Source organism: Embleya sp. L77, from assembly GCF_055557415.1.
On sequence record NZ_CM145709.1, the window covers coordinates 1,510,414 to 1,531,461 of the forward strand.

16 protein-coding genes are annotated in these 21,048 nt (G+C 69.1%); 8 read left to right on the forward strand and 8 right to left on the reverse strand.

What is annotated here, in order from left to right; translation table 11 throughout:
• Positions 1 to 52 precede the first annotated feature (52 nt).
• The 4 genes from ACZOOI_RS06095 to ACZOOI_RS06110 form a co-directional block, all read right to left on the reverse strand.
• Positions 53 to 1,522: an amino acid permease gene (locus ACZOOI_RS06095; protein WP_465279791.1), complete on the reverse strand. Its 1,470-nt coding sequence runs from the start codon at positions 1,520 to 1,522 to the stop codon at positions 53 to 55.
• Positions 1,523 to 1,938: 416 nt separating this feature from the next.
• Positions 1,939 to 3,873, reverse strand: coding sequence for a 1-deoxy-D-xylulose-5-phosphate synthase (gene dxs, locus ACZOOI_RS06100; protein WP_391581793.1), 1,935 nt, complete (start codon positions 3,871 to 3,873; stop codon positions 1,939 to 1,941).
• A 136-nt stretch (positions 3,874 to 4,009) separates the two neighbouring features.
• Positions 4,010 to 5,248 carry an ROK family transcriptional regulator gene (locus ACZOOI_RS06105; protein WP_465281125.1) on the reverse strand — a complete coding sequence of 413 codons (1,239 nt, stop codon included), beginning with the start codon at positions 5,246 to 5,248 and terminating at the stop codon, positions 4,010 to 4,012.
• 262 nt (positions 5,249 to 5,510) lie between these two features.
• Entirely contained in the window at positions 5,511 to 5,978 is a 468-nt protein-coding gene (locus ACZOOI_RS06110; RefSeq protein WP_465279792.1) for a hypothetical protein, read from the reverse strand.
• Between the two features lie 166 nt (positions 5,979 to 6,144).
• On the opposite strand from ACZOOI_RS06110, the gene ACZOOI_RS06115 reads away from it, so the two are divergent.
• Positions 6,145 to 7,143: an asparaginase gene (locus tag ACZOOI_RS06115; protein WP_465279793.1), complete on the forward strand. Its 999-nt coding sequence runs from the start codon at positions 6,145 to 6,147 to the stop codon at positions 7,141 to 7,143.
• A gap of 258 nt (positions 7,144 to 7,401) precedes the next feature.
• Here the strand turns inward: ACZOOI_RS06115 and acnA are convergent, their stop codons facing one another.
• Positions 7,402 to 10,119 carry an aconitate hydratase AcnA gene (acnA, locus tag ACZOOI_RS06120; protein WP_465279794.1) on the reverse strand — a complete coding sequence of 906 codons (2,718 nt, stop codon included), beginning with the start codon at positions 10,117 to 10,119 and terminating at the stop codon, positions 7,402 to 7,404.
• Between the two features lie 353 nt (positions 10,120 to 10,472).
• Here acnA and ACZOOI_RS06125 point away from each other — a divergent pair, with 353 nt between their 5' ends.
• On the forward strand, positions 10,473 to 11,498 hold the full coding sequence (locus ACZOOI_RS06125; protein ID WP_465279795.1) for a Gfo/Idh/MocA family protein: 1,026 nt from the start codon (positions 10,473 to 10,475) through the stop codon (positions 11,496 to 11,498).
• Between the two features lie 74 nt (positions 11,499 to 11,572).
• Here the strand turns inward: ACZOOI_RS06125 and ACZOOI_RS06130 are convergent, their stop codons facing one another.
• Both ACZOOI_RS06130 and cds1 read right to left on the reverse strand, forming a co-directional pair.
• Positions 11,573 to 11,977: a PH domain-containing protein gene (locus tag ACZOOI_RS06130; protein ID WP_465279796.1), complete on the reverse strand. Its 405-nt coding sequence runs from the start codon at positions 11,975 to 11,977 to the stop codon at positions 11,573 to 11,575.
• A gap of 19 nt (positions 11,978 to 11,996) precedes the next feature.
• Complete coding sequence (gene cds1, locus ACZOOI_RS06135) at positions 11,997 to 13,097, reverse strand: L-cysteine desulfhydrase Cds1 (RefSeq protein WP_396008446.1); 1,101 nt, start codon at positions 13,095 to 13,097, stop codon at positions 11,997 to 11,999.
• A gap of 237 nt (positions 13,098 to 13,334) precedes the next feature.
• Here cds1 and ACZOOI_RS06140 point away from each other — a divergent pair, with 237 nt between their 5' ends.
• The 5 genes from ACZOOI_RS06140 to ACZOOI_RS06160 all read left to right on the forward strand — a co-directional run bounded on the left by ACZOOI_RS06140 (position 13,335) and on the right by ACZOOI_RS06160 (position 18,654).
• On the forward strand, positions 13,335 to 13,844 hold the full coding sequence (locus ACZOOI_RS06140) for a SigE family RNA polymerase sigma factor (RefSeq protein WP_391581751.1): 510 nt from the start codon (positions 13,335 to 13,337) through the stop codon (positions 13,842 to 13,844).
• A gap of 88 nt (positions 13,845 to 13,932) precedes the next feature.
• Entirely contained in the window at positions 13,933 to 15,000 is a 1,068-nt protein-coding gene (locus tag ACZOOI_RS06145) for a hypothetical protein (RefSeq protein WP_465279797.1), read from the forward strand.
• 183 nt (positions 15,001 to 15,183) lie between these two features.
• Positions 15,184 to 16,554 carry a DUF2252 domain-containing protein gene (locus ACZOOI_RS06150; RefSeq protein WP_465279798.1) on the forward strand — a complete coding sequence of 457 codons (1,371 nt, stop codon included), beginning with the start codon at positions 15,184 to 15,186 and terminating at the stop codon, positions 16,552 to 16,554.
• A gap of 88 nt (positions 16,555 to 16,642) precedes the next feature.
• Positions 16,643 to 18,103, forward strand: a complete 1,461-nt coding sequence (locus ACZOOI_RS06155; protein ID WP_465281126.1) for an AlkA N-terminal domain-containing protein — start codon at positions 16,643 to 16,645, stop codon at positions 18,101 to 18,103.
• Positions 18,100 to 18,654, forward strand: a complete 555-nt coding sequence (locus ACZOOI_RS06160) for a methylated-DNA--[protein]-cysteine S-methyltransferase (RefSeq protein ID WP_465279799.1) — start codon at positions 18,100 to 18,102, stop codon at positions 18,652 to 18,654. Before ACZOOI_RS06155 ends, ACZOOI_RS06160 begins: the two co-directional genes overlap by 4 nt.
• A gap of 38 nt (positions 18,655 to 18,692) precedes the next feature.
• Here ACZOOI_RS06160 and ACZOOI_RS06165 read toward each other — a convergent pair whose 3' ends face one another.
• Complete coding sequence (locus tag ACZOOI_RS06165) at positions 18,693 to 19,493, reverse strand: hypothetical protein (protein WP_465279800.1); 801 nt, start codon at positions 19,491 to 19,493, stop codon at positions 18,693 to 18,695.
• Positions 19,494 to 19,819: 326 nt separating this feature from the next.
• Between ACZOOI_RS06165 and ACZOOI_RS06170 the strand changes: the two genes are divergently transcribed.
• A complete protein-coding gene (locus ACZOOI_RS06170; protein WP_465279801.1) occupies positions 19,820 to 21,031 on the forward strand; it encodes a DUF4073 domain-containing protein in 1,212 nt (403 codons plus the stop codon).
• The last annotated feature ends 17 nt before the right edge of the window (positions 21,032 to 21,048 follow it).

Sequence of the window (21,048 nt, forward strand, 5' to 3'; positions counted from 1 at the left end):
CACGCCACCTGACCACCGTCACCGAACAACCCTCATCGAACAACCGCCGCCTTCACCGCAGTCGGCTGTGCTGCCGCCCGTAGAAGAAGTAGACGGCGAAGCCGGCCACCATCCACACCAGGAACCGCAGCCACGTCTCACTGCTGAGATTGATCATCAGCCACAGCGTGGCCAGTATGGACAGGATCGGCAACCACGGCACGAACGGCACCCGGAACGCGCGCGGCAACTCCGGTCGGGTCCGGCGCAGGATCAGCACGCTCGCGGCAACCACCAAGAACGCGAACAGCGTGCCGATGTTGACCATGACGTCGATCTCGTGGATCGGGGTGAACCCGGCGATCGCCGCGACCACCACCGCGATCAGTATCGTGCTCACGTGCGGCGTGCCGTACTTGGGATGCACCTTCGCAAACAACGGCGGCAGCAGCCCGTCCCGGCTCATCGCGAAGAAGACCCGGCTCTGCCCCATCATCAAGATCATGCACACGGTGGTCAGGCCGGCCACCGCGCCGACGCTGATGATGGTCGCGATCCAGCCCTTGCCGACCGACCGGAACGCCTCGGCCAACGGCGCGGAGGACGAGAGCATGTCGTAGCGCTGCATACCGACCACGACCAGGGCCACCGAGACGTACAGGATCGTGCAGATCACCAGCGAGCCGAGGATCCCGATCGGCATGTCGCGCTGCGGCTTGCGGGTCTCCTCGGCGGCGGTGGCGACCACATCGAATCCGATGTAGGCGAAGAACACGAGCGCCGCACCGGAGAAGATCCCCATCACACCGTAGATCTGCGGCTCGAACCCGAACAGGGTCTGCACGAGCGGTGCCTTGAGCCCGCCGTTCCCGGATGCAGGCGGCTGCGAATCGGGCACGAAGGGGTTGTAGTTGCCCGTCTTGACGAAGAACAGGCCGGCAAAGATCACCAACAGCACGATCGCGATCTTGACGGTGACCATGACGAGGTTGAACCGTGCCGAGAGCTTGATCCCGAACACCAGGATCGCCGCGACCCCGAGCACGAGCAGCAGCGCCGGCAGGTTGACCTTCCCACCGTCGCCCGGTGCAGCCGTGATCGCCTTCGGCAGGTCGATGTTGGCCTGCGAGAGCAGCGAGGTCAGATATCCCGACCACCCGATCGAGACCACCCCGACGCCGAGCGCGAGTTCCAGAATCAGGTCCCAGCCGATGATCCACGCGGGCAGTTCGCCGAGCGTGGTGTACGAGAACGTGTACGCGGAACCCGCCACCGGAACCGTGGACGCGAACTCGGCGTAGCACAGCGCGGCGAGCCCGCAGACGAACCCCGCCAGCACGAACGACAACGCGACGGCGGGGCCCGCGTAGTCCTTCGCCGCCGTACCGGTCAGCACGAAGATGCCCGTGCCCACCACCACACCGACACCGAAAACCATCAGGTCGAGTGCGGACAACTCCCGGCGTAAGCCGTGCCCTTCGGAGACATCGGTGTCCTGGATGGACTGCTCGATGTTCTTGGTGCGAAACAACGCGTTGGCCATGGCAACACCTCCTGGTGGCGGAGACCGTTGCCATGATCGAGGCTTTCACTCCTGTTTTCGGGTGACCGATCCTCGGCGCGTCAGGGTGATCTTCGCGCCCGCCCCCGCGAAATCGACGCCGGGCACCCGCAAAGCCGAAGCCCTAGAACCCCGAAACAGCCGCGAAGCCGCGAAGCCGCGAAGCCGCGAAGCCGCGAAGCCGCGAAGCCGCGAAGCCGCGAAGCCGCGAAGCCGCGAAGCCGCGAAGCCGCGAAGCCGCGAAGCCGCGAAGCCGCGAAGCCGCGAAGCCGCGAAGCCGCGAAGCCGCGAAGCCGCGAAGCCGCGAAAAGCAAAACGACCCCGGGGTCCTGGAGCAAGAGCCCGTGGCTTCTCGCTCCCGACCCCGGGATCGTCGCAATGTGCGCGGCGGCCCTGGATCAGGCCGTCGTCTCGTGCTGCTCGGCGTCGGCGTCCACGGTCTTGGACGCGATCTCCTCGACCACCTGGCGTGAGATGTCCTGGGCGTTCAAGCCGATCCGAACCAGGATGTCCGAACGCTCCGCGTGGTCGAGGAACTCCTGCGGAATGCCGAAGTCGCGCAGCGGTACGTCCACCCGCGCGTCCCGCAACGACTGCGCGATCGCCGATCCGACGCCACCGGCCCGGCCGTTGTCCTCGATCGTGACCACGAGCCGGTGCCGAGCCGCCAACGGCGCGATCCCGGCCGGAACCGGCTTGATCCAGCGCGGGTCGACCACGGTCGCCGCGATGCCCTGGTCGGCGAGCCGATCGGCGACCTCGACCCCGATCTCGGCCATCTGCCCCACGGTCACGATCAGCACGTCGCCGCGCTCACCGCCGCCGTTGCGCTCGGGACCGGTGCGGCGCAGCACGTCCATCCCGTCGATTCGGCCGATCGCCTCGATGTCGGCGCCCACGGCGCCCTTGCCGAAGCGCACGACGGTCGGCGCGTCGTCGACCTCCATCGCCTCGCGCAACTGCGCGCGCACCTGCGTGGCATCGCGCGGCGCGGCGAGCCGCAGACCCGGCACGACCTGGAGGATCGACATGTCCCACATGCCGTTGTGGCTGGCCCCGTCCGGCCCGGTCACACCGGCCCGGTCGAGGACGAAGGTCACGCCGCACTTGTGCAACGCGACGTCCATCAACACCTGGTCGAACGCGCGATTGAGGAAGGTCGCGTACACCGCGACCACCGGATGCAGCCCGCCGGTGGCCAGGCCCGCCGCCGAGGTCACCGCGTGCTGCTCGGCGATCCCGACGTCGAACACCCGGTCCGGGTGCTTGGCGGCGAACTTGTGCAGTCCGACCGGGATCAGCATCGCCGCGGTGATGCCGACGACGTCCTCCCGCTCGTCCGCGATGGCGACCATCTCGTCGGCGAACACCGACGTCCACGACGCGCCCGACTTCTTCACCGGCAGACCGGTCTCGGGGTTGATCACGCCCACCGCGTGGAACTGGTCCGCCGCGTCGTTGACCGCGTGCGCGTAGCCCCTGCCCTTCTGGGTGATCGCGTGCACGATCACCGGGCCGCCGAAGCCGCGGGCCCGGCGCAGCGCGTTCTCCACCGCCTCGACGTCGTGCCCGTCGATCGGACCCACGTACTTCAGGCCCAGGTCCTCGAACAGACCCTGCGGTGCGACCGCGTCCTTGAGGCCCTTCTTGGCGCCGTGCAGCATGTCGTAGACCGGACCGCCGACCACCGGGGTGCGGCCCAGCACGCCCTTGCCCCACTCCAGGAAACGCTCGTAGCCGCGCGTGGTGCGCAGCGTGGCGAGGTGGTCGGCGAGGCCGCCCTGGGTCGGGCCGTACGAGCGCTCGTTGTCGTTGACCACGATGATCACCGGGCGGTCCTTGGCCGCCGCGATGTTGTTCAGTGCCTCCCAGGCCATACCGCCGGTCAGCGCGCCGTCGCCGATCACCGCGACCACGTGCCGATCGGTTTGACCGCGCACCTGGTACGCCTTGGCCAGGCCGTCCGCCCAGGACAACACCGTGGACGCGTGCGAATTCTCGATCACGTCGTGCTCGGACTCGGCGCGGCTGGGATAGCCGGACAGACCGTCGGCCTGTCGCAGCTGCCCGAAGCCGTCCTTGCGACCGGTCACGATCTTGTGCACGTAGCTCTGGTGCCCGGTGTCGAAGAGGATCTTGTCGCGCGGCGACTCGAACACGCGGTGCATCGCGATGGTCAGCTCGACCACACCGAGGTTGGGACCCAGGTGACCACCGGTCTTGGAGACGGACTCCACCAGGAAGGTGCGGATCTCGTCCGCGAGCTGCGCGAGCTGCTCGGGCGAGAGGGCCTTGAGATCACGGGGTCCTCGAATGCTGTCCAGCAGGGCCACCCGTTCCTCCTTCGTCAGATCCGTCACCGCCCCCACGGGTCTGCGTGCAGGAGAGGCGTCCATCGAGTCTAGACGCGGCGATGCGGGCGGATGGTTCGCATCGGGGTACACCGATGCGCCATCCGCGCGCGCCGACTCACGTCGAGGCGCCCGCGACCAGCACCTGGGGCGTGCGTTCGACGGCGAAGGGGGTCATCTCGCTCATCACCATCGCCATCGCACCGAGCACCTCGGCACGCTCGCCGAGCGACCCGGTGACCACGGTCAACCGGCGTGACGCGCTGGGAATGGCGTACCGCCCGACCGACTCGACGATCGGCGCGATCAACAGGTCGCCGGCGCCCGCGAGATCGCCGCCGAGGATGATCCGTTGCGGATTGAGCAGGTTCGTCAGGCTCGCCACGCCCACGCCCACGTGCCTGCCGGCGTCCGCGACCACCCGCCGGCAGCCCGCGTCGCCGGCCTTGGCGAGTTCGATCATCCGCTGGATGGTCAGGTCGGTGCCGTGGCTGCCGCGCAGCAGGTCGAGCAGGTAGGAGGCGTTGGTGAAGGTCTCCAGGCAGCCCCGGTTGCCGCACCTGCACACCGGCCCGGACTCGTCCAGCGTTATGTGACCGATCTCGCCTGCGGTGCCGCCCGGACCCCGGTACAACCGGCCGCCGATCACCAGGCCCGCGCCGACGCCGCCGGACACCTTGAGGTAGGCCATCTCGGTGCAACCCACGCCCGCGCCCCAGACGAGTTCGCCCAGCGCGCCGAGGTTGGCGTCGTTGTCCACCAGGACCGGCAGGCCCAGCCGGGCCTGCATCGCCTCGCGCGGGTGACAGCCCACCCAGCCCGGCAGGATCGTGGTCGAGCCGAGCGCGCCGGTGTCGATGTCGATCGGGCCGGGCACCCCGAGCCCGACCCCGGTGACCTCGCCGCGGACCGCGCCGGCGCGCTCCAGCAGCACGCCCAGCAGTCGATCCGCGAGCGCGAAGCCCTCGTCGGCGCAGGAGTCGACGTCGATCGGGACGTGCTCCTCGGCGAGCACCCGGTGGGCGAAGTCACCGATGGCCACGCGCAGGTGGCGATGGCCGAAGTCGATGCCGACGACCACACCCGAGGCGCGGCTGAGCGAGACGTTGCGGGCCCGCCTGCCGCCGGAGGAGGTGGGGGTCACCTCGACCATGTCGAGGACCTTCAACTCCCGTACGATGTTCGACACCGTCGCGGCGGACAGCCCGGTGCTCCTGGCGATCTCCGCCTGGGTGAGCGCACCCGCCATGCGAACCGCGTGCAGGACCCGATCGAGGTTGGCCCGGTGCAGCGAGGACTGGGACCCGGACGAATGCGACCCCGGCGACTGGGCCTGCGGAAAGCGGGACCCCGTCATGCCGTCGGACATCTGCGATCCCCTCGCCCCGGTGCAACTGACGTACTTCTTGTGTGCAAGTCCTGAACTCTATTGCCCCCTCCGTTCGGGCAGAAGAGTCAAACCTGAACGCAGGCGTCACGATCGGGCCTCTATTCACTCCCGCATCGCCGGTGCGCGCATGGAACGTTACAAACACCCCTTTCGCCCCGGCCGCCGCGTCACCGTCGCCGTCGGGGCAGGAACCGAGCAGGGGTCGGAGCTGCCCACAACGTCGCGCACGTCACAGTCGGGGCTCCCAGCGCTCGCCCGCGAGAGCCTCCTCGACCAGCCGAACCGCACGCTCGGTGGCCGCCGCGCGCGAGCCCTCGTACTCGTACATGCGCAGCGCCGCCTCCACAGCCTGCACAGGCACCCGCTCGGCAAGCTCGACGCGCGCCGTGCCGTAGCCGTGTCGGGCCGCGGCGAGCGCGGCGGCCACGTGCTGGCGGGCCATCCGGGCCAGGATCAACGGGTGTTTGCGCAGGACGTCGTGGCTTCGATAACCCGGCGGGCACAGGTCGAACAGCCAGGCGACGGCCGTGTCCTCCCAACCCGCCACACCGGGCGGCCGAACGCCTCTCGGCCATCCCGTCGGCGCGATCCCGTCCCTGCCTCGGGGCTTGGATTCGGCCCCGTCCCCGGTTTTGGCATGGGCGAAGCGACCCGGCTGCTCCCAGGCCGGGGTGTCGCGATCGCCATTGCCGTACATATGTTCGATTATGCGCGGTGGCAGACCGAGAATGCACACGTGGATCATGGAGGGGGGCATCCGCACCCGCGTTCGACTCTCGCGTCGTCACGCCTGCGCCCGCCCCACCCTTGCTCCACCCCTGCGCCCGACCTCGTTCGACTCTCGTACGACCTCAGGAGGACCCGTGATCCAGGCCGACCGCGCCGGTGACGAGGCCGCGTTCGCTCACATACCGCTGGTCGGCGTGTGGCGGAACGGCTTCCTGGAATCGATCCACCACGGCACGGCCGTGCTCACCGGCACCGACGGCTCGGTGGTCGAAGGACACGGGGCCGTGGACGCGCCGATGTTCCCGCGCTCGGCCAACAAGCCGTTCCAGGGCCTGGCGATGGTGCGCAGCGGGCTGGACCTGAACGGCGAACTGCTCGCACTCGCCTGCGCCAGCCACTCCGGCGAGACATTCCACCTGGAGGGGACCCGGCAAATCCTGTCCCGCGCGAGGTTGCCGGAGAGCGCGCTGCGCTGCGTACCGGACCTGCCGCTGGGCACCGCGCAGCGCGATGCGTGGCTGGCGGCCGGCAAGGGGCCCGAGCGGATCGCGATGAACTGCTCGGGCAAGCACGCCGCGATGCTGCTCACCTGCGTGCACAACGGCTGGTCGACCGAGGACTACCTGGAGCTGGGGCACCCGTTGCAGCAGGCCGTCCGCCGAGCGGTCGAGGACGTCGCCGGCGAACCGGTCGCGGCGGTCGGCGTGGACGGGTGCGGGGCGCCGCTGTTCGCCATCTCGCTCGCGGGCCTGGCCCGGTCGTACGGCCGCTTCGCGAGCGCCGCCGAGGGCACCCCCGAGCGGCGGATCGCGGATGCGATGCGGGCCCACCCGGAGTGGGTCGCGGGCACCGGTCGCGACGTGACGGGGCTGATGCGGGCGATCCCGGGACTGCTCGCCAAGGACGGCGCCGAGGCGGTGTACGCGGTGGGCCTGCCGGACGGGCGGGGCGCCGCGGTCAAGATCGCGGACGGGGCGACGCGGGCCCACATCGTCGCCATGGCGGCGCTGCTGTGGCGCATGGGCGCGGACGAACAGAGCCTCGCCCCGTTCGCCCAGGCGCCCGTGTACGGCGCCGGCGAGGTGGTCGGCGCGATCCGCGCATTCCCCCTTTTGGGTGAACCGGCGCCCTAGCCCTGTCGCCCGCATGGGCCGAGCGCCAAACTGACGCTGCGGCCGGTTGGGAAACCAACCGGCCGCACCAATGCCGGCATCTCCGGTGCGCCCGCAGGCGAAGACGGTCCCGCTCGCAGGCGCACGCACCCTGCCCACGGCCGCCCGGGTCGCCGATCGAACCCGTGACGGTGCACCGAACGGCACCGGGCCGGACCCCGAAGGAGCCCGACCCGGTGTGTCGATGCCGTACGACGCGCTACCGTCGCGGTGCGGCGGTCAGCCCTTGTTCACCAGCGAACGCAGCACGTACTGCATGATGCCGCCGTTGCGGTAGTAGTCCGCCTCGCCGGGGGTGTCGATGCGCACGACCGCGTCGAACTCGACGCCGGTGTCCGTGGTGACCTTGACAGTCTTGGGGGTGCGACCCTCGTTCAGCGCGGTGATGCCCTCGAACGCGAAGGTCTCCTCGCCGGTGAGGCCCAGCGTGGTGGCGCTGTGGCCGGCCGGGAACTGCAGCGGGATGACGCCCATGCCGATCAGGTTCGAGCGGTGGATGCGCTCGTAGGACTCGGCGATCACCGCACGCACACCCAGCAGCGAGGTGCCCTTGGCCGCCCAGTCGCGCGACGAGCCCGAGCCGTACTCCTTGCCCGCCAGCACCACCAGCGGGATACCGGCGGCCTGGTAGTTCACCGACGCGTCGTAGATCGTCGACACCGGGGCGTCGGCCTGCGTGAAGTCACGCGTGAAGCCGCCCTCGGTACCCGGCGCGATCTGGTTGCGCAGGCGGATGTTCGCGAACGTGCCGCGGATCATCACCTCGTGGTTGCCCCGGCGCGAGCCGTACGAGTTGAAGTCCTTGCGCTCGACACCGTTCTCGGCCAGGTACTTACCCGCCGGGCTGTCGCCCTTGATCGAGCCCGCCGGCGAGATGTGGTCGGTGGTGACCGAGTCGCCGAGCTTGGCGAGCACGCGGGCGCCCGAGATGTCCACGACCGGGGCCGGCTGCATCTGCATGCCCTCGAAGTACGGAGGCTTGCGCACGTAGGTCGACTGCGGGTCCCACTCGAACGTTGCGCCCGTCGGGATCTCCAGCGACTGCCAGCGCGAGTCGCCCGCGAAGACGTCGGCGTAGCGGTCGATGAACATGTCCTGGTCGATCGAGGAGGCCACCACCTCGGCGATCTCCTCGTCGCTCGGCCAGATGTCGGCGAGGTAGACCGGCTTGCCCTCGGGGTCCAGACCCAGCGGCTCGGTGGTGATGTCGATGTCCATCGATCCCGCGAGCGCGTACGCGATCACCAGCGGCGGCGAGGCCAGGTAGTTCATCTTGACGTCGGGGTTGATCCGGCCCTCGAAGTTGCGGTTGCCCGAGAGCACCGAGACGACCGCGAGGTCGGCGTCGTTGACCGCCTTGGAGACCTCCTCCGGCAGCGGGCCGGAGTTGCCGATGCAGGTCACGCAGCCGTAGCCGACCAAGGCGAAACCGACCTTGTCCAGGTACGGGATCAGACCGGCCTTCTCGTAGTAGTCCATGACGACCTTGGACCCGGGCGCGAGCGTGGTCTTGACCCACGGCTTGCGGGTGAGGCCCTTCTCGACGGCCTTCTTCGCGAGCAGCGCGGCGCCGAGCATAACCGAGGGGTTCGAGGTGTTGGTGCACGAGGTGATCGAGGCGATCACGACCGCGCCGTGGTCGATCTCGTACTCCACGCCGTCGTCGCCGACCACCTTGGTCGGGTTGTGCACGCGACCGTTCGAGCCGGTCGGTGCGTCCGAAGCCGGGAAGGACTCCTTGCCGGACTCGTCGCCGTTGGTGACGTAGTCCGCCAGCGCGCTGCGGAAGCGGGACTTGGCCTCGGCCAGCACGACCCGGTCCTGCGGGCGCTTGGGACCGGAGATCGAGGGCACCACGGTGGAAAGGTCGAGTTCGATGTACTCCGAGTACTCCGGCTCGTGGCTCGGGTCGTGCCACAGGCCCTGGGCTTTGGCGTACGCCTCCACCAGCGCGAGCTGCTTGTCGTCGCGGCCGGTCAGTCGCAGGTAGGTGATCGTCTCGGCGTCGATCGGGAAGATCGCGCAGGTCGAGCCGAACTCCGGCGACATGTTGCCGATGGTGGCGCGGTTGGCCAGCGGCACCGCGCCGACGCCCTCGCCGTAGAACTCGACGAACTTGCCCACCACACCGTGCTTGCGCAGCATGTCGGTGATGGTCAGCACGACGTCGGTGGCGGTGACGCCCGGCTGCGCCTTGCCGGAGAGCTTGAAGCCGACCACACGCGGGATCAGCATGCTGACCGGCTGGCCGAGCATCGCGGCCTCGGCCTCGATGCCGCCGACGCCCCAGCCGAGCACACCCAGGCCGTTGACCATCGTGGTGTGCGAGTCGGTGCCGACACAGGTGTCGGGGTATGCCTGCCCGTTGCGCACCATGACGGTGCGAGCCAGGTGCTCGATGTTGACCTGGTGCACGATGCCGGTGCCGGGCGGTACGACCTTGAACTCGTCGAACGCGGTCTGGCCCCAGCGAAGGAACTGGTAGCGCTCCTTGTTGCGGCCGTATTCGATGTCGGTGTTGATCTCGAACGCGTCCGGACGGTTGAACACGTCGGCGATGACCGAGTGGTCGATGACCATCTCGGCGGGCGCGAGCGGGTTGATCCGGGAGGCGTCGCCGCCGAGGGCCTTCACGGCCTCGCGCATCGTGGCGAGGTCCACGACACACGGCACGCCGGTGAAGTCCTGCATGATCACGCGCGCCGGCGTGAACTGGATCTCTTCGCTCGGCTCGGCCTTCGCGTCCCAGCCGCCCAGGGCACGGATGTGATCGGCGGTGATGTTCGCGCCGTCCTCCGTGCGGAGCAGGTTCTCCAGCAGGACCTTCAGGCTGTAGGGAAGGCGCTTGCTGCCCTCCACCTTGTCCAGCCGGAAGATTTCGTACGACTCGTCACCCACGTTCAGGGTGGAGCGAGCGTCGAAGCTGTTCGCGGACACGACGGTCTCCCTTGATCTTGTGCGTTTCTCCCGCATCCTGCCGACACCCACTCGACGTTCGCCAAGCAAGGTGACCCTAACCAGGGATGCCGGGGTCTGCGCCCCGCAGATATCTTGATGTCAAGACAAGTCTAGTCTAGGCCCCGCCTCGTCCGTGCGGGTACCCGCCACACACGGGCCGACCCGTCGGTCGCTGATTCCTCGGGGCGATCTCCCCCACACGCGCGCGTGCGCCCCTAACATGCGGGAAAGCGAGTCCGGTACGACCCACCGAGTGGGTCCGGAGAGTGGTCCGGGGCAGGCGTTCGGCACACGAGCGCGTCGGGTGGGATGGCGACGAGGGGGATGACGCCATGAAGCGGATCCGGATCGGCGTATTGGGCGCGGCTCGCATCGCACCGGCCGCGCTGGTCAAGCCCGCGCGACTGATTCCCGAGGTGCAGGTCGCCGCGATCGCCGCCCGCGACGCGGTGCGGGCGGACGCCTTCGCCCGGCGCCAGGGCATCCCGCGCGTGCACGCGGACTACGCCGCCCTGATCGAGGACCCGGAGCTGGACGCGGTGTACATCCCGCTGCCCAACGGGCTGCACGCGCACTGGACGATCCGGGCGCTGGAAGCCGGCAAGCACGTGTTGTGCGAGAAACCGATGGCGGCCAACGAGGCACAGGCGCAGCAGATCGCGGACGCCGCGGCACGGGCGGGCCTGATCGCGATGGAGGCATTCCACTACCGATATCACCCGCTCGCGAGCCGCATGCGCGAGATCCTGGACGACGGCGAGTTGGGCGATATCCGCCGCATCACCACGTCGATGTGCTTCCCGTTGCCACTGCTCGGCGACATCCGCTACCGCTACGACCTCGCGGGCGGGGCGCTGATGGACGGCGGCTGCTACGCCGTACACCTGATGCGGCTGCTCGCGGGCGACGACAAGGCCGACCCGATCGAGGTCTTGGACGCGCACGCCCTGACGATCCGCAAGGACCGGCGGGTGGACCGCGCGATGTCGGCCCGCCTGCGACTGCCGGGCGGCGCGACGGGCACCGTACACGCGTCGATGTTGTCCCGACGCGTGCTGGACATGCACGCCCACGTCGTGGGCACCCGTGGCGAAATGCGGGTGATGAACTATCTGATGCCGCACCTGCCCCATCGATTCACCGTGCACACGGGCAAGCTCAAGCGGCGCGAACACCTGGGCGAGGCGGCGAGAACGCCGACGTACCGCCTGCAGCTGCAGGCGTTCGCCGACGCGATCCGCCTCGGCGTGCCGACGCTGACGCCCGCGGTCGACGCGGTGCCGACGCTGCGCGTGATGGACGCGATCTACCGCGCGGCGGGACTGCCGCTGCGCGGACAAACCCCGGCCACTCGCTGAGCACGGAAGGGCCGAAGCCACGCTCGAAACACCCGAGTTGCCGGCGAGCCTTGCGCGGTCTGCGACCCACCTGCTCAGCGCATGATGTAGTGCAGAATCACGTCATGGACGTGGCGGCCCTTGTCGTCACTGCGAAATTCCACGCTGTAGGTCTGCGTGCCGACGTGGATCGCTATTTCGCTGGAGCTCAGGTAGGAGCCGGTGAAGCTCTTGTTGGAGACCATGCTCACGCTGCTGATCTTCGAATAGGGCAAGGAGGTGATCGCGATCTTCTTACCGACGAAACTGTTGTCCTGGATGATCGCGCGCCGGTCGGTCAGACCGATGAAGCCGGTGCCGACGCCCTTCGCGTCGTAGACCGCGATGATCTGCTCGCCCGGCAGCAGCCCGCTCTGGATCTTCTCCAGTTGCTCGCGCTTGTCGAAGACGACGTTTCCCGCCCCACTCATCCTGTGCTCCTCCTCGTTGACCTGCGGCACCCAGCCTAAGGCTGCTCGATCAGTGCCATTCGCTCGTCGCGTGGAAGTGTCGCAACGTGTCTTCGTACGCGCCCAGGTCCAGGTTCTGCCCCGCGAGCCACTCGTCGGAGTAGTACGAATGCGCGTAGCGCTCCCCGCCGTCGCACAGCAGCGTCACCACCGAGCCGGTCCGGCCCGCGGCGCGCATCTCGGCCACCAAGCGCAGGGCGCCCCACAGGTTGGTGCCGGTCGAGCCGCCGGCCTTGTGCCCTGTACGCCGGTGCAGGTCGCGCATCGCCGCCACCGACGCGGCGTCGGGGACCTTGATCATCCGGTCGACGATATTTGGCATGAAACTGGCCTCGACCCGGGGTCGACCGATGCCCTCGATCCGCGACGAGCACGCCTCGGCATACGCCGGGTCGTGAGTGCGCCATCCTTCGAAGAAGGCCGAGTTCTCCGGGTCCACGACGCAGATCTTGGAATGGTGTCGGCGGTAGCGGACGTAGCGGCCCATGGTCGCGCTCGTGCCACCGGTACCGGCGCCGACCACGATCCACTCGGGGATCGGATGCCGCTCCTGCGACATCTGCTCGAACACCGACTCGGCGATGTTGTTGTTGCCCCGCCAGTCGGTGGCGCGCTCGGCATAGGTGAACTGGTCCATGAAGTGCCCGCCCGTCTCCGTCGCGAGCGCGCGCGAGACCTCGTACACCGTGGCGGCGTCCTGGACCAGGTGACATCGACCGCCGTGGAACTCGATCAGCTCGATCTTCTCAGGGCTGGTGGTGGCGGGCATGACCGCGACGAACGGCAGGCCGATCTGGTTGGCGAAGTACGCCTCCGAGACGGCCGTCGAACCCGAGGACGCCTCGATCACGGTGGTGCCCTCCTCGATCCACCCGTTGCACAGGGCGTACAGGAAGAGCGAACGTGCCAGGCGGTGTTTGAGCGAGCCGGTGGGATGGGTGGACTCGTCCTTGAGGTAGAGGTCGATACCCCACTCCGCGGGCAGCGGGTAGGCGAGCAGGTGGGTGTCGGCGGAACGGTTGGCGTCGGCACTCACCTTGCGGATGGCCTCGTCCACCCAGTCGCGGGTCTTCGCGCTGAAACGGTCCACATCGTTGTCCACCGACGTCACGTCGACTCCCCTGGCTTGTTCGTGTCCCGTGCCGGGTTCCGGATCGCGGGGGTGCGGGATCGATGGTGATCGACCCCGGCCCAGGCTACGGGCCGACGCGCGGATCCCTTGGTCAACCCCTCGAATGGCCTATGAGCTGCGGATACGTATTCTCGGCCGGAAGTTGTGACGTGTCGGGGGGTCCGCCGCGTCTATGGGGTGGGTACGCGCGAGGGCGCGTAGGGACGAGGAGGGTCTATGGCGGGCTTCGACGCTGAGCCGGCCGATTTCCTGGAGTTCGCCAACGCGTGCAGCGGTCGGCTGTTCCGGACGGCGTGGCTCCTGTGTGGCGATTGGCATCTCGCCGAGGACCTCGTGCAGACGACGCTGGGCAAGTTGTACCGGGCCTGGAAGCGGGTGAGTCGGGCCGACAGCCCGGAGGCGTACGCGCGCACCGTGCTGACACGCACCTATCTGTCCCACCGACGCAGGTTGAGCAGCACCGAGCAGCCCTACGCCGACCTGCCGGAGGGCTCCGGTCCCGAGGAGGACCAGGCGTTGCGGTTGACGCTCCTGAAGAGTCTGGCCGAACTGCCGCCCAAGGACCGGGCGGTGTTGGTCCTGCGCTACTGGGAGGACCTGAGCGTGGAGCAGACGGCGCGACAGATGGGCGTGTCCGAGGGGGCCGTGCGGAGCAGATCGATGCGAGCCCTGGAGAAGTTGCGGAGCGTGCTCGGAAGCGAATCCGGCTGGCTCTCCGCCGCATGAGGCGTCACTGAGACACCGCCGGCACGGCCGTACGGCTGGTGAGCAGTGCGACCTGTGTTCACACGGATGGCGAGGAGACAGTACGTCTATGGGGTCTGACGAAAAGGAACTGGCGGCCGCGATGCGGACGTCGGCGTCGGGGCTGGTCCCCCCGGCGGGATTGGTCTCGGGTGGTATCGCCCGAGGCAGACGGATGAAGCGGGTACGGCGCGTGCAGATGGGCGTGTCGACCGCGGCGGTGCTCGCAGTGGCGGGAACAGCCCTGCTCGTCGTCCCGGACCGAACCGACGGCGCCCCCGGCCGGGTGGCGGGGCCGGCGAGCTCGACGGCAGAGGTGTCCGCGCCGCCCACCACCCCGGTGGTGCCCAAGTCTCGGCCGACGCTGTCCGCCCCGCCCGGGATGACGCCCGTGCTGCCGCCGCTGCTGCTGCATTCGCTTCTGCCACTGTTGCCGCAGGGCCTTCCACCCAGCGGGATCACCGGGTCGGACAACACCCACACGACGACCGCGGGCGTGCACAGCGTCGGTGCCTCGGTGTCGTTGGTCCTGGAGGACGCCGCCGGGCCCAGCCTGCTCTCGCTGTCGGTGGAGCAAAGCGCGGAGCAGGCCGACGACACGGGGTGTCCGCACCCGGAGGGCAGCACTGCGGCCAAGTGCCTGGACTACCGGACCTCGGACGGCAGTCGGGTGGTGGAGCGCCAGGATTGGGTCTACCCCGCGACGCCGGACACGCCGGAGAACCGCGCCGACGGCAAGGCAGGTCCTTCGGGAAGGGGGCCCAAGGACTGGTCCGTTAGAGTCGTCCGTCGCGACGGTGTCGTGATCACGCTCAACGAGGTCGCCTCCCGCGAGGAGAAGGGGGACATCGCCCGCGATACGCCGCTCCTGTCGATGGACCGCCTGCGCGCCATCGCCCTCGCCCAGGTTTGGCGCGCGTGGGTGAGCGCGGACGCCAACAAGGCGACGATAACCACCCCACCGACCTTCACCTACCAGTCCTCGTTTCGCCGAGAGGGGTACGAACTCCCGCCGTCGTCGACAGCCGTGTCGTCGCCACGGACTCCGGGGGGTGCACAACCGTCAACCGGGATCGGCTCGATCGCCCGATCGGACGTCCCCACCGCGTCGGTTCCCGGCGGCGGGACGGGGTTCTGAGCATCTACAACGACTGCCGGGCATGAGCGGGCGTCGGCCGGGCAGGCGCCGGGTGTCGAGCCCCCGGGCGCCTCTGACTCCCCCCTCACGCTCCGGGGGCTCGATGCCGCGCCGGCCCTCCCGTCTGGGATCCTGACGCGGGGCCCTGCCGGCCCCGCGGAGACTTCGAGGGAGGCGGTCGCAATGGCCGAGGGCATAGGGATCGGTCTGGGCGGCGTGGGGTTCGAGGGCGGCTACGCGCAGTACGGCCCGGCGGACCCCGAGGATCGCGCCCGGCACATCCTGGAGGTCTTCGAACGGGCCTTCGGAGCATTGATCGATGGTGACGCAGCCGCGTTCCGGGTGAAGTTCCGCAAGATGGCGTCCTCGGCCTTCGCGTTCTACCGGGGCACGGCCTGCCTGTTCTACGCCGACCTCGACGGCCGCGAAGATCCCTTCCTGGACGAGCGCACCTCCCGGGTGTGGATCCACGGCGATCTGCACGCGGAGAACTTCGGCACGTATATGAACGCCGACGGCAAGCTCGTGTTCAACGTCAACGACTTCGACGAGGCGTACGTCGGCCCCTGGACGTGGGACGTCAAGCGCTTCGCGGCAAGCCTGGCACTGATCGGGTACGGCAAGGCCCTCAGCGACGACACGATCGCAACCCTCGTCACCGGCTACGGCGCGGCCTACCTGGACCAACTTCGGCTGCTGACCGACAAGACCACACCGCAGGACGCCGCGCTGACACTGGCGACGACCCAGGGACCGCTGCTCGAGGTGCTGCGGCAGGCCCGGTTGCAAACCCGCATCGGATTGCTCCGCTCGCAAACGGTCGTGGCCGACCACGAACGGCGCTTCGCCCTGTCCGGCGGCGCCTTCGAGTTGTCGGACGACGTCAAGGCGACCGTGCTGGAGGCCTTCCGGCGATACCTGGACACCCTGCCTCCCGCGACTCGGCAGCGGCCGGACACCTACGACATCAAGGACGTCGTGGGTCGGCGCGGGGTCGGCATCGGCAGCGCCGGGCTGCCCTCGTACAACCTGCTGATCGAGGGCAACACGGAGGCGCTGGAGAACGACGTGATCCTGTACATGAAGCAGGGTCAGACACCGTCGGTGAGCCACCACGTCACCGATCCGCAGGTGCGCTCCTACTTCGAACACGAAGGTCACCGCACGGTCATCTCGCAGCGGGCCTTGCAGGCGCACGCGGACCCGTGGCTCGGTTACACCGACATCGACGGGGTCGGGCAGCTGGTCGCCGAGGTGTCGCCGTACGCGAACGACCTGGACTGGTCGGACCTGAACGAGGTGGACACGATCGCCGAGGTGGTGGAATATCTGGGCCGCGCCACCGCGACGATGCACGCGGTCGCGGACGAGGAAAGCGGTCACACACTGGTCCCCTTCTCGACCGAGGACGCGATCCTGGAGGCCATCGAGCGGGACGAGGAGGGCTTCAAGACCTCACTCGTGGACTTCGCGCACGCATACGGAGCCCGTGCCCGCGCCGACCATGCCATCTTCGTCGACCTCTTCCGCAACGGACTGATTCGGGGGTTGTAGGCACGACTCGCGACTCCGAGGCGGCGCCACGGTGCTGTCCGATTCCCGCCGGCCACTCCTGCGGGTACGGGTGACACTTGTCGACGTGATGGACGACGAGCAGTGCTACCGAGCGTGCAGCAGCCGGGACAGTCGGTTCGACGGCTGGTTCTACATGGCGGTCACGAGCACCGACATCTACTGCCGGCCGAGTTGCCCGGCGGTCAAGCCGAAGCGGGAGAACGCGCGGTTCTACCCGTCTGCGGCAGCCGCGCAGGCGGCGGGGTTCCGGGCTTGCAAGCGCTGCCGCCCGGACACCTCGCCGGGCTCGCCGGAGTGGGACGTGCGCGCCGACGTGGTCGGGCGAGCCATGCGCCTGATCGCGGACGGGGTCGTGGATCGCGAAGGCGTCGGCGGCCTCGCGGGTCGGCTCGGATACAGCGATCGCCAGTTGAACCGCCTGTTGATGGCCGAGGTCGGCGCGGGCCCTCTCGCGCTCGCCCGCGCCCGACGGGCGCAGACGGCCAGGGTTTTGCTGGAGACTTCCGATCTGCAGATCGCGCAGGTCGCGTTCGCAGCCGGATTCGCAAGCGTGCGGCAGTTCAACGACACCGTCCGTGAGGTGTTCGGCCGCACCCCCACCGAGGTGCGCGGGCGGGCGGGCGTCCGGAGCGTCGAACCGGGCGAAATCCGGCTGCGGCTGCCCTACCGGGAGCCGATCGCGCTCGGTCACGCGCTGGACTTCCTGGGGCTGCGGGCAGTGCCGGGCGTGGAGGAGTACGTGGACGGCGTCTACCGCCGGGTGCTGTCGCTCCCGCACGGCACGGGCGTGGTCGAACTCTCCCCCGGGCCCTCCTGGGTGTGGTGCCGCCTCGTCCTCGCCGACCTGCGCGACCTGGGCGCCGCCGTCCAGCGCTGCCGCCGGTTGCTCGACTTGGACGCGGATCCGCTCGCCGTGGACGAGGCGCTCGGCAGCGCCGAACTCGACGACGGTGGGCTGGGCGCGCTGGTGCGCGCCACGCCCGGCCTGCGTTCACCGGGCCATGTGGACCCCGACGAACTCGCCGTGCGAGCCGTGCTCGGCCAGCAGGTGTCGGTCGCGGGCGCCCGCACCGTCGCGGGTCGGCTGACCCGCCTGTACGGCAAGCCGCTGGCCGCACCACAGGGCGGGCTCACTCACGCGTTCCCGACCGCGGCCGCGTTGGCGGACGCGGATCCGGCGGACCTGCCGATGCCCACGGCACGCAAGAAGGCGATCTTCGCCCTCACCGAGGCGCTCGCGTCCGGAGCGGTCCGCCTCGACCCGGGTGTGGACCGTCGGGCGGCGGAGGCGGGCCTTGTGGCCCTGCCGGGTATCGGACCCTGGACGGCGTCGTACATTCGACTGCGGGCACTCGGTGACCCGGACGTGTTCCTGCCGACCGATCTGGGCGTCAAGCACGCGCTCGCGCGCTGGGGGCTTCCGGTCTCGGCCGCGCAGTCGTGGTCCCCGTGGCGCTCGTACGCGTTGCACCACCTGTGGGCGAGTCTGTCCGCAGCATCCACCGTCTCGGAGAAGGAAGTCGCATGAACCAGGACGCCCTGTTCGAGGCCGTCGAAACGCCCGACCCGAACGTGCCCCCGACCGTGTTCAACGCTCCCCTCGACGGCCCCCGCCGATACGCGACGCTGGATTCCACGGTCGGCGAATTGCTCATGATCGGTGACGGGCAGTCGCTCACCGCCCTCTACATGGCGGCCACGCCGGGCGTGGATTGGGTACACGACCCCGGTGCGTTCACTCAGGCGAAGGCGCAGTTGAGCGCTTACTTCGCCGGCGAACTGCGCGAGTTCGACCTGCCGTTGGCGCCGGCCGGCACGGCCTTCCAGCTCAAGGTCTGGTCCGCCCTGACCACCATTCCGTTCGGACACACGATGTCCTACGGGGCTTTGGCCACCAGGTTCCTCGGGCAGCCGACGGCGTCCCGAGCGGTCGGACTCGCCAACGGTCGCAACCCGATCAGCATCATCATCCCGTGTCACCGGGTGATCGGCGCCGACGGCACGTTGACCGGCTACGCAGGCGGATTGCCGCGCAAGCAGCGCTTGTTGGCGCTGGAGAAGATCCGCGTCATCGGGTAGTCGGACCGCTTCCGAGTGCACCGACACGGTCGCGGGGCTCACGACTGGAACGCCCGCCGCACGAGCCCCGCGACCCGCCCCCGCCGGAGCGTGTCGTGCCACGTGAAGCGCAGGACGAGCGCGCCCACCAGGGCCAGCTCGTTGGCCCGGGACCGGTCGCGGAACAGCGCGTCGGGCCGCGAATGCACGTCCGCTCCGTCTGCCTCCGCGAAGATCGGCCGCAGCCCGGTCAGCCACGCGAGATCCACGCGGGCCCGGCCGCCGCCGGGCAGCGCGACCTCGTGCTGCAACTCGTCCGGTGCGACTCCGCCCCGCACGCAGTCGAGTCGCACTCGCGACTCCAACGGGCTTTCGGCCCGAGCGTCCGCGATCTCCAGCAGCGGCCGCACCTGTCCCGCCCCGGGCCGGCCTGCCGCCGCCCGCTCGACCGCCTCCAACTGCGCCGGCTCGACCAGGCCCAGATGCAGCGCCGAATCGAGGACCGCCAATCCGTCCTCGGACGGGAGCCTGGGCAGCAGATCGGCGAGCGTCCGCACCGGCGTCGTCACCGGGAAGCCGTCCACCATCACGATCTCGTCCGCTCGCAACCGTCGCCGATGGGCCACGATGCCGGGCCCACCACGACGTGACGCGGTAGCGGGCGTCGCGATGTGCACAGATTCCGCGCGTGGCACGCCACGCATCCCGTGCACGTGGGCCGCACTGTGCAATACGGCCACGGCTCGCTCGCCATAGGCCGCGAGCCCGGCGCGCAACAGTCCGCGCGAGGTGAGCGCACATCGATCGGCATCGACGAGCCCCACGCCGCGCGCGAGTTCGCGCACCTTCCCATCGTTCACGAGCCTGCGCCACATCCGCCCGGATACTCCGGCGGACAGCGCCTGTTCCCGTGTTACCACTCCGTCGTGCTGCCATGCCAACCCCCGCAAGACTCGTACGGCCTCTTCCATCCCCGGATCCTGGTCTGTACGGCCTGACGCGGGGTGGGGGTGGATGCCATCTGTGGACAACTCGACCCTTGTGGACGACTTGAGGCTCGCTTTGCCGGATTCGTGGACAATCTTCAGCCGTTCGACACCCTCATGATCATTGCGAGCTGCCGGGCGGTCGGGACCAACCGGTGTGATGGGTGGGTCCCCAGACCCCCTCCCTCCCGAGGATCGCCATGCCCGACTTCCGCAAACACCGGCGCGTCGCAGCCGTGTGCGCCGCGCTCGCCCTGACGGCAGGCGCAGGCGCCGCCTACGCCGAGAGCCGCCCCGCTGCGTCCCACGCCTCCGCCCCGGTGAACGCCGCCCCCGCCTCCGCGCCCACCAAGGTGTCCTTCAACGTCATCAGTGACGTGCAGGGAGACCTCGCGGACTTCGGCCGCGCGCTCGACCAGATGAAGGCGATCAACCCGAACAGCGGCGCGCTCGTCGTCAACGGCGACATCACCCCGCGCGGCTACAAGTCCGAGTACGACCAGGTGAAGCAGGTCCTGAACACGCGTCCGCACCCGACGAACACGTTCTTCACGATCGGCAACCACGAGTTCTACGTGCCCAAGTACTGCAATCCGGACAAGCTGTGTCAGGAGACCTGGCCGAACGGCACCACCGAGCAGTCGCTCTTCCAGAACTTCTACGACTTCACCGGTCTCGACAAGGTCTACTACGAGCGCGTCGTCGACGGTGTCCCGATGCTGTTCCTCGGCACCGAGAAGTACATGAAGTACACCGACCCTACCAAATGGGACGAGGTGTGGTTCAGCGACGAGCAGCTGACCTGGCTCGAGCAGCGGATGAACTACTGGGAGGCGCGGGGCAAGCCGACGTTCGTGTTCTCGCACCACGTCCTGCCGGACACGGTCTCGGGCACGCGCAACAAGCTCTACAAGTCGGACTACCTCCAGGCCGACCGGATCATGAACATCCTGGGCGCCCACAAGGACGCCGTACTGTTCACCTCGCACACGCACTGGGACCTGAACCTGTCCGACTGGGCCGTGCGCAAGGTCGTCCCGGGAACCGGCAACCTCGAAGGCTTCACCGTCGTCAACACGGGCGCCGTTCAGACCCAGTGGACCGACAACGGCTCGGGCGGCGAGAGCGCGCTGAGCGGGTTGGAGAACAGCGGGCTCCAGGTCGAGGTCGCCAACGACCGGGTGACGATCAAGGCCCGCGACTTCCGGCGCAACCAGTGGGTGAAGGAGATGAACGTCCCGCTGCACACCAAGTGCGCTGCGGCCAAACCGTGGACCGAGTCGATGACGTACACGAACGGCGACACCGTCGTGTGGAACAACCATACGTGGCGTGCCAAGTGGTGGACGCGCGGCGAGGCACCGGCCACGACCGGCCAGTGGGGCGTGTGGGAGGACCAGGGCGCCTGCTGATCGCCTGAAGGGGTGGG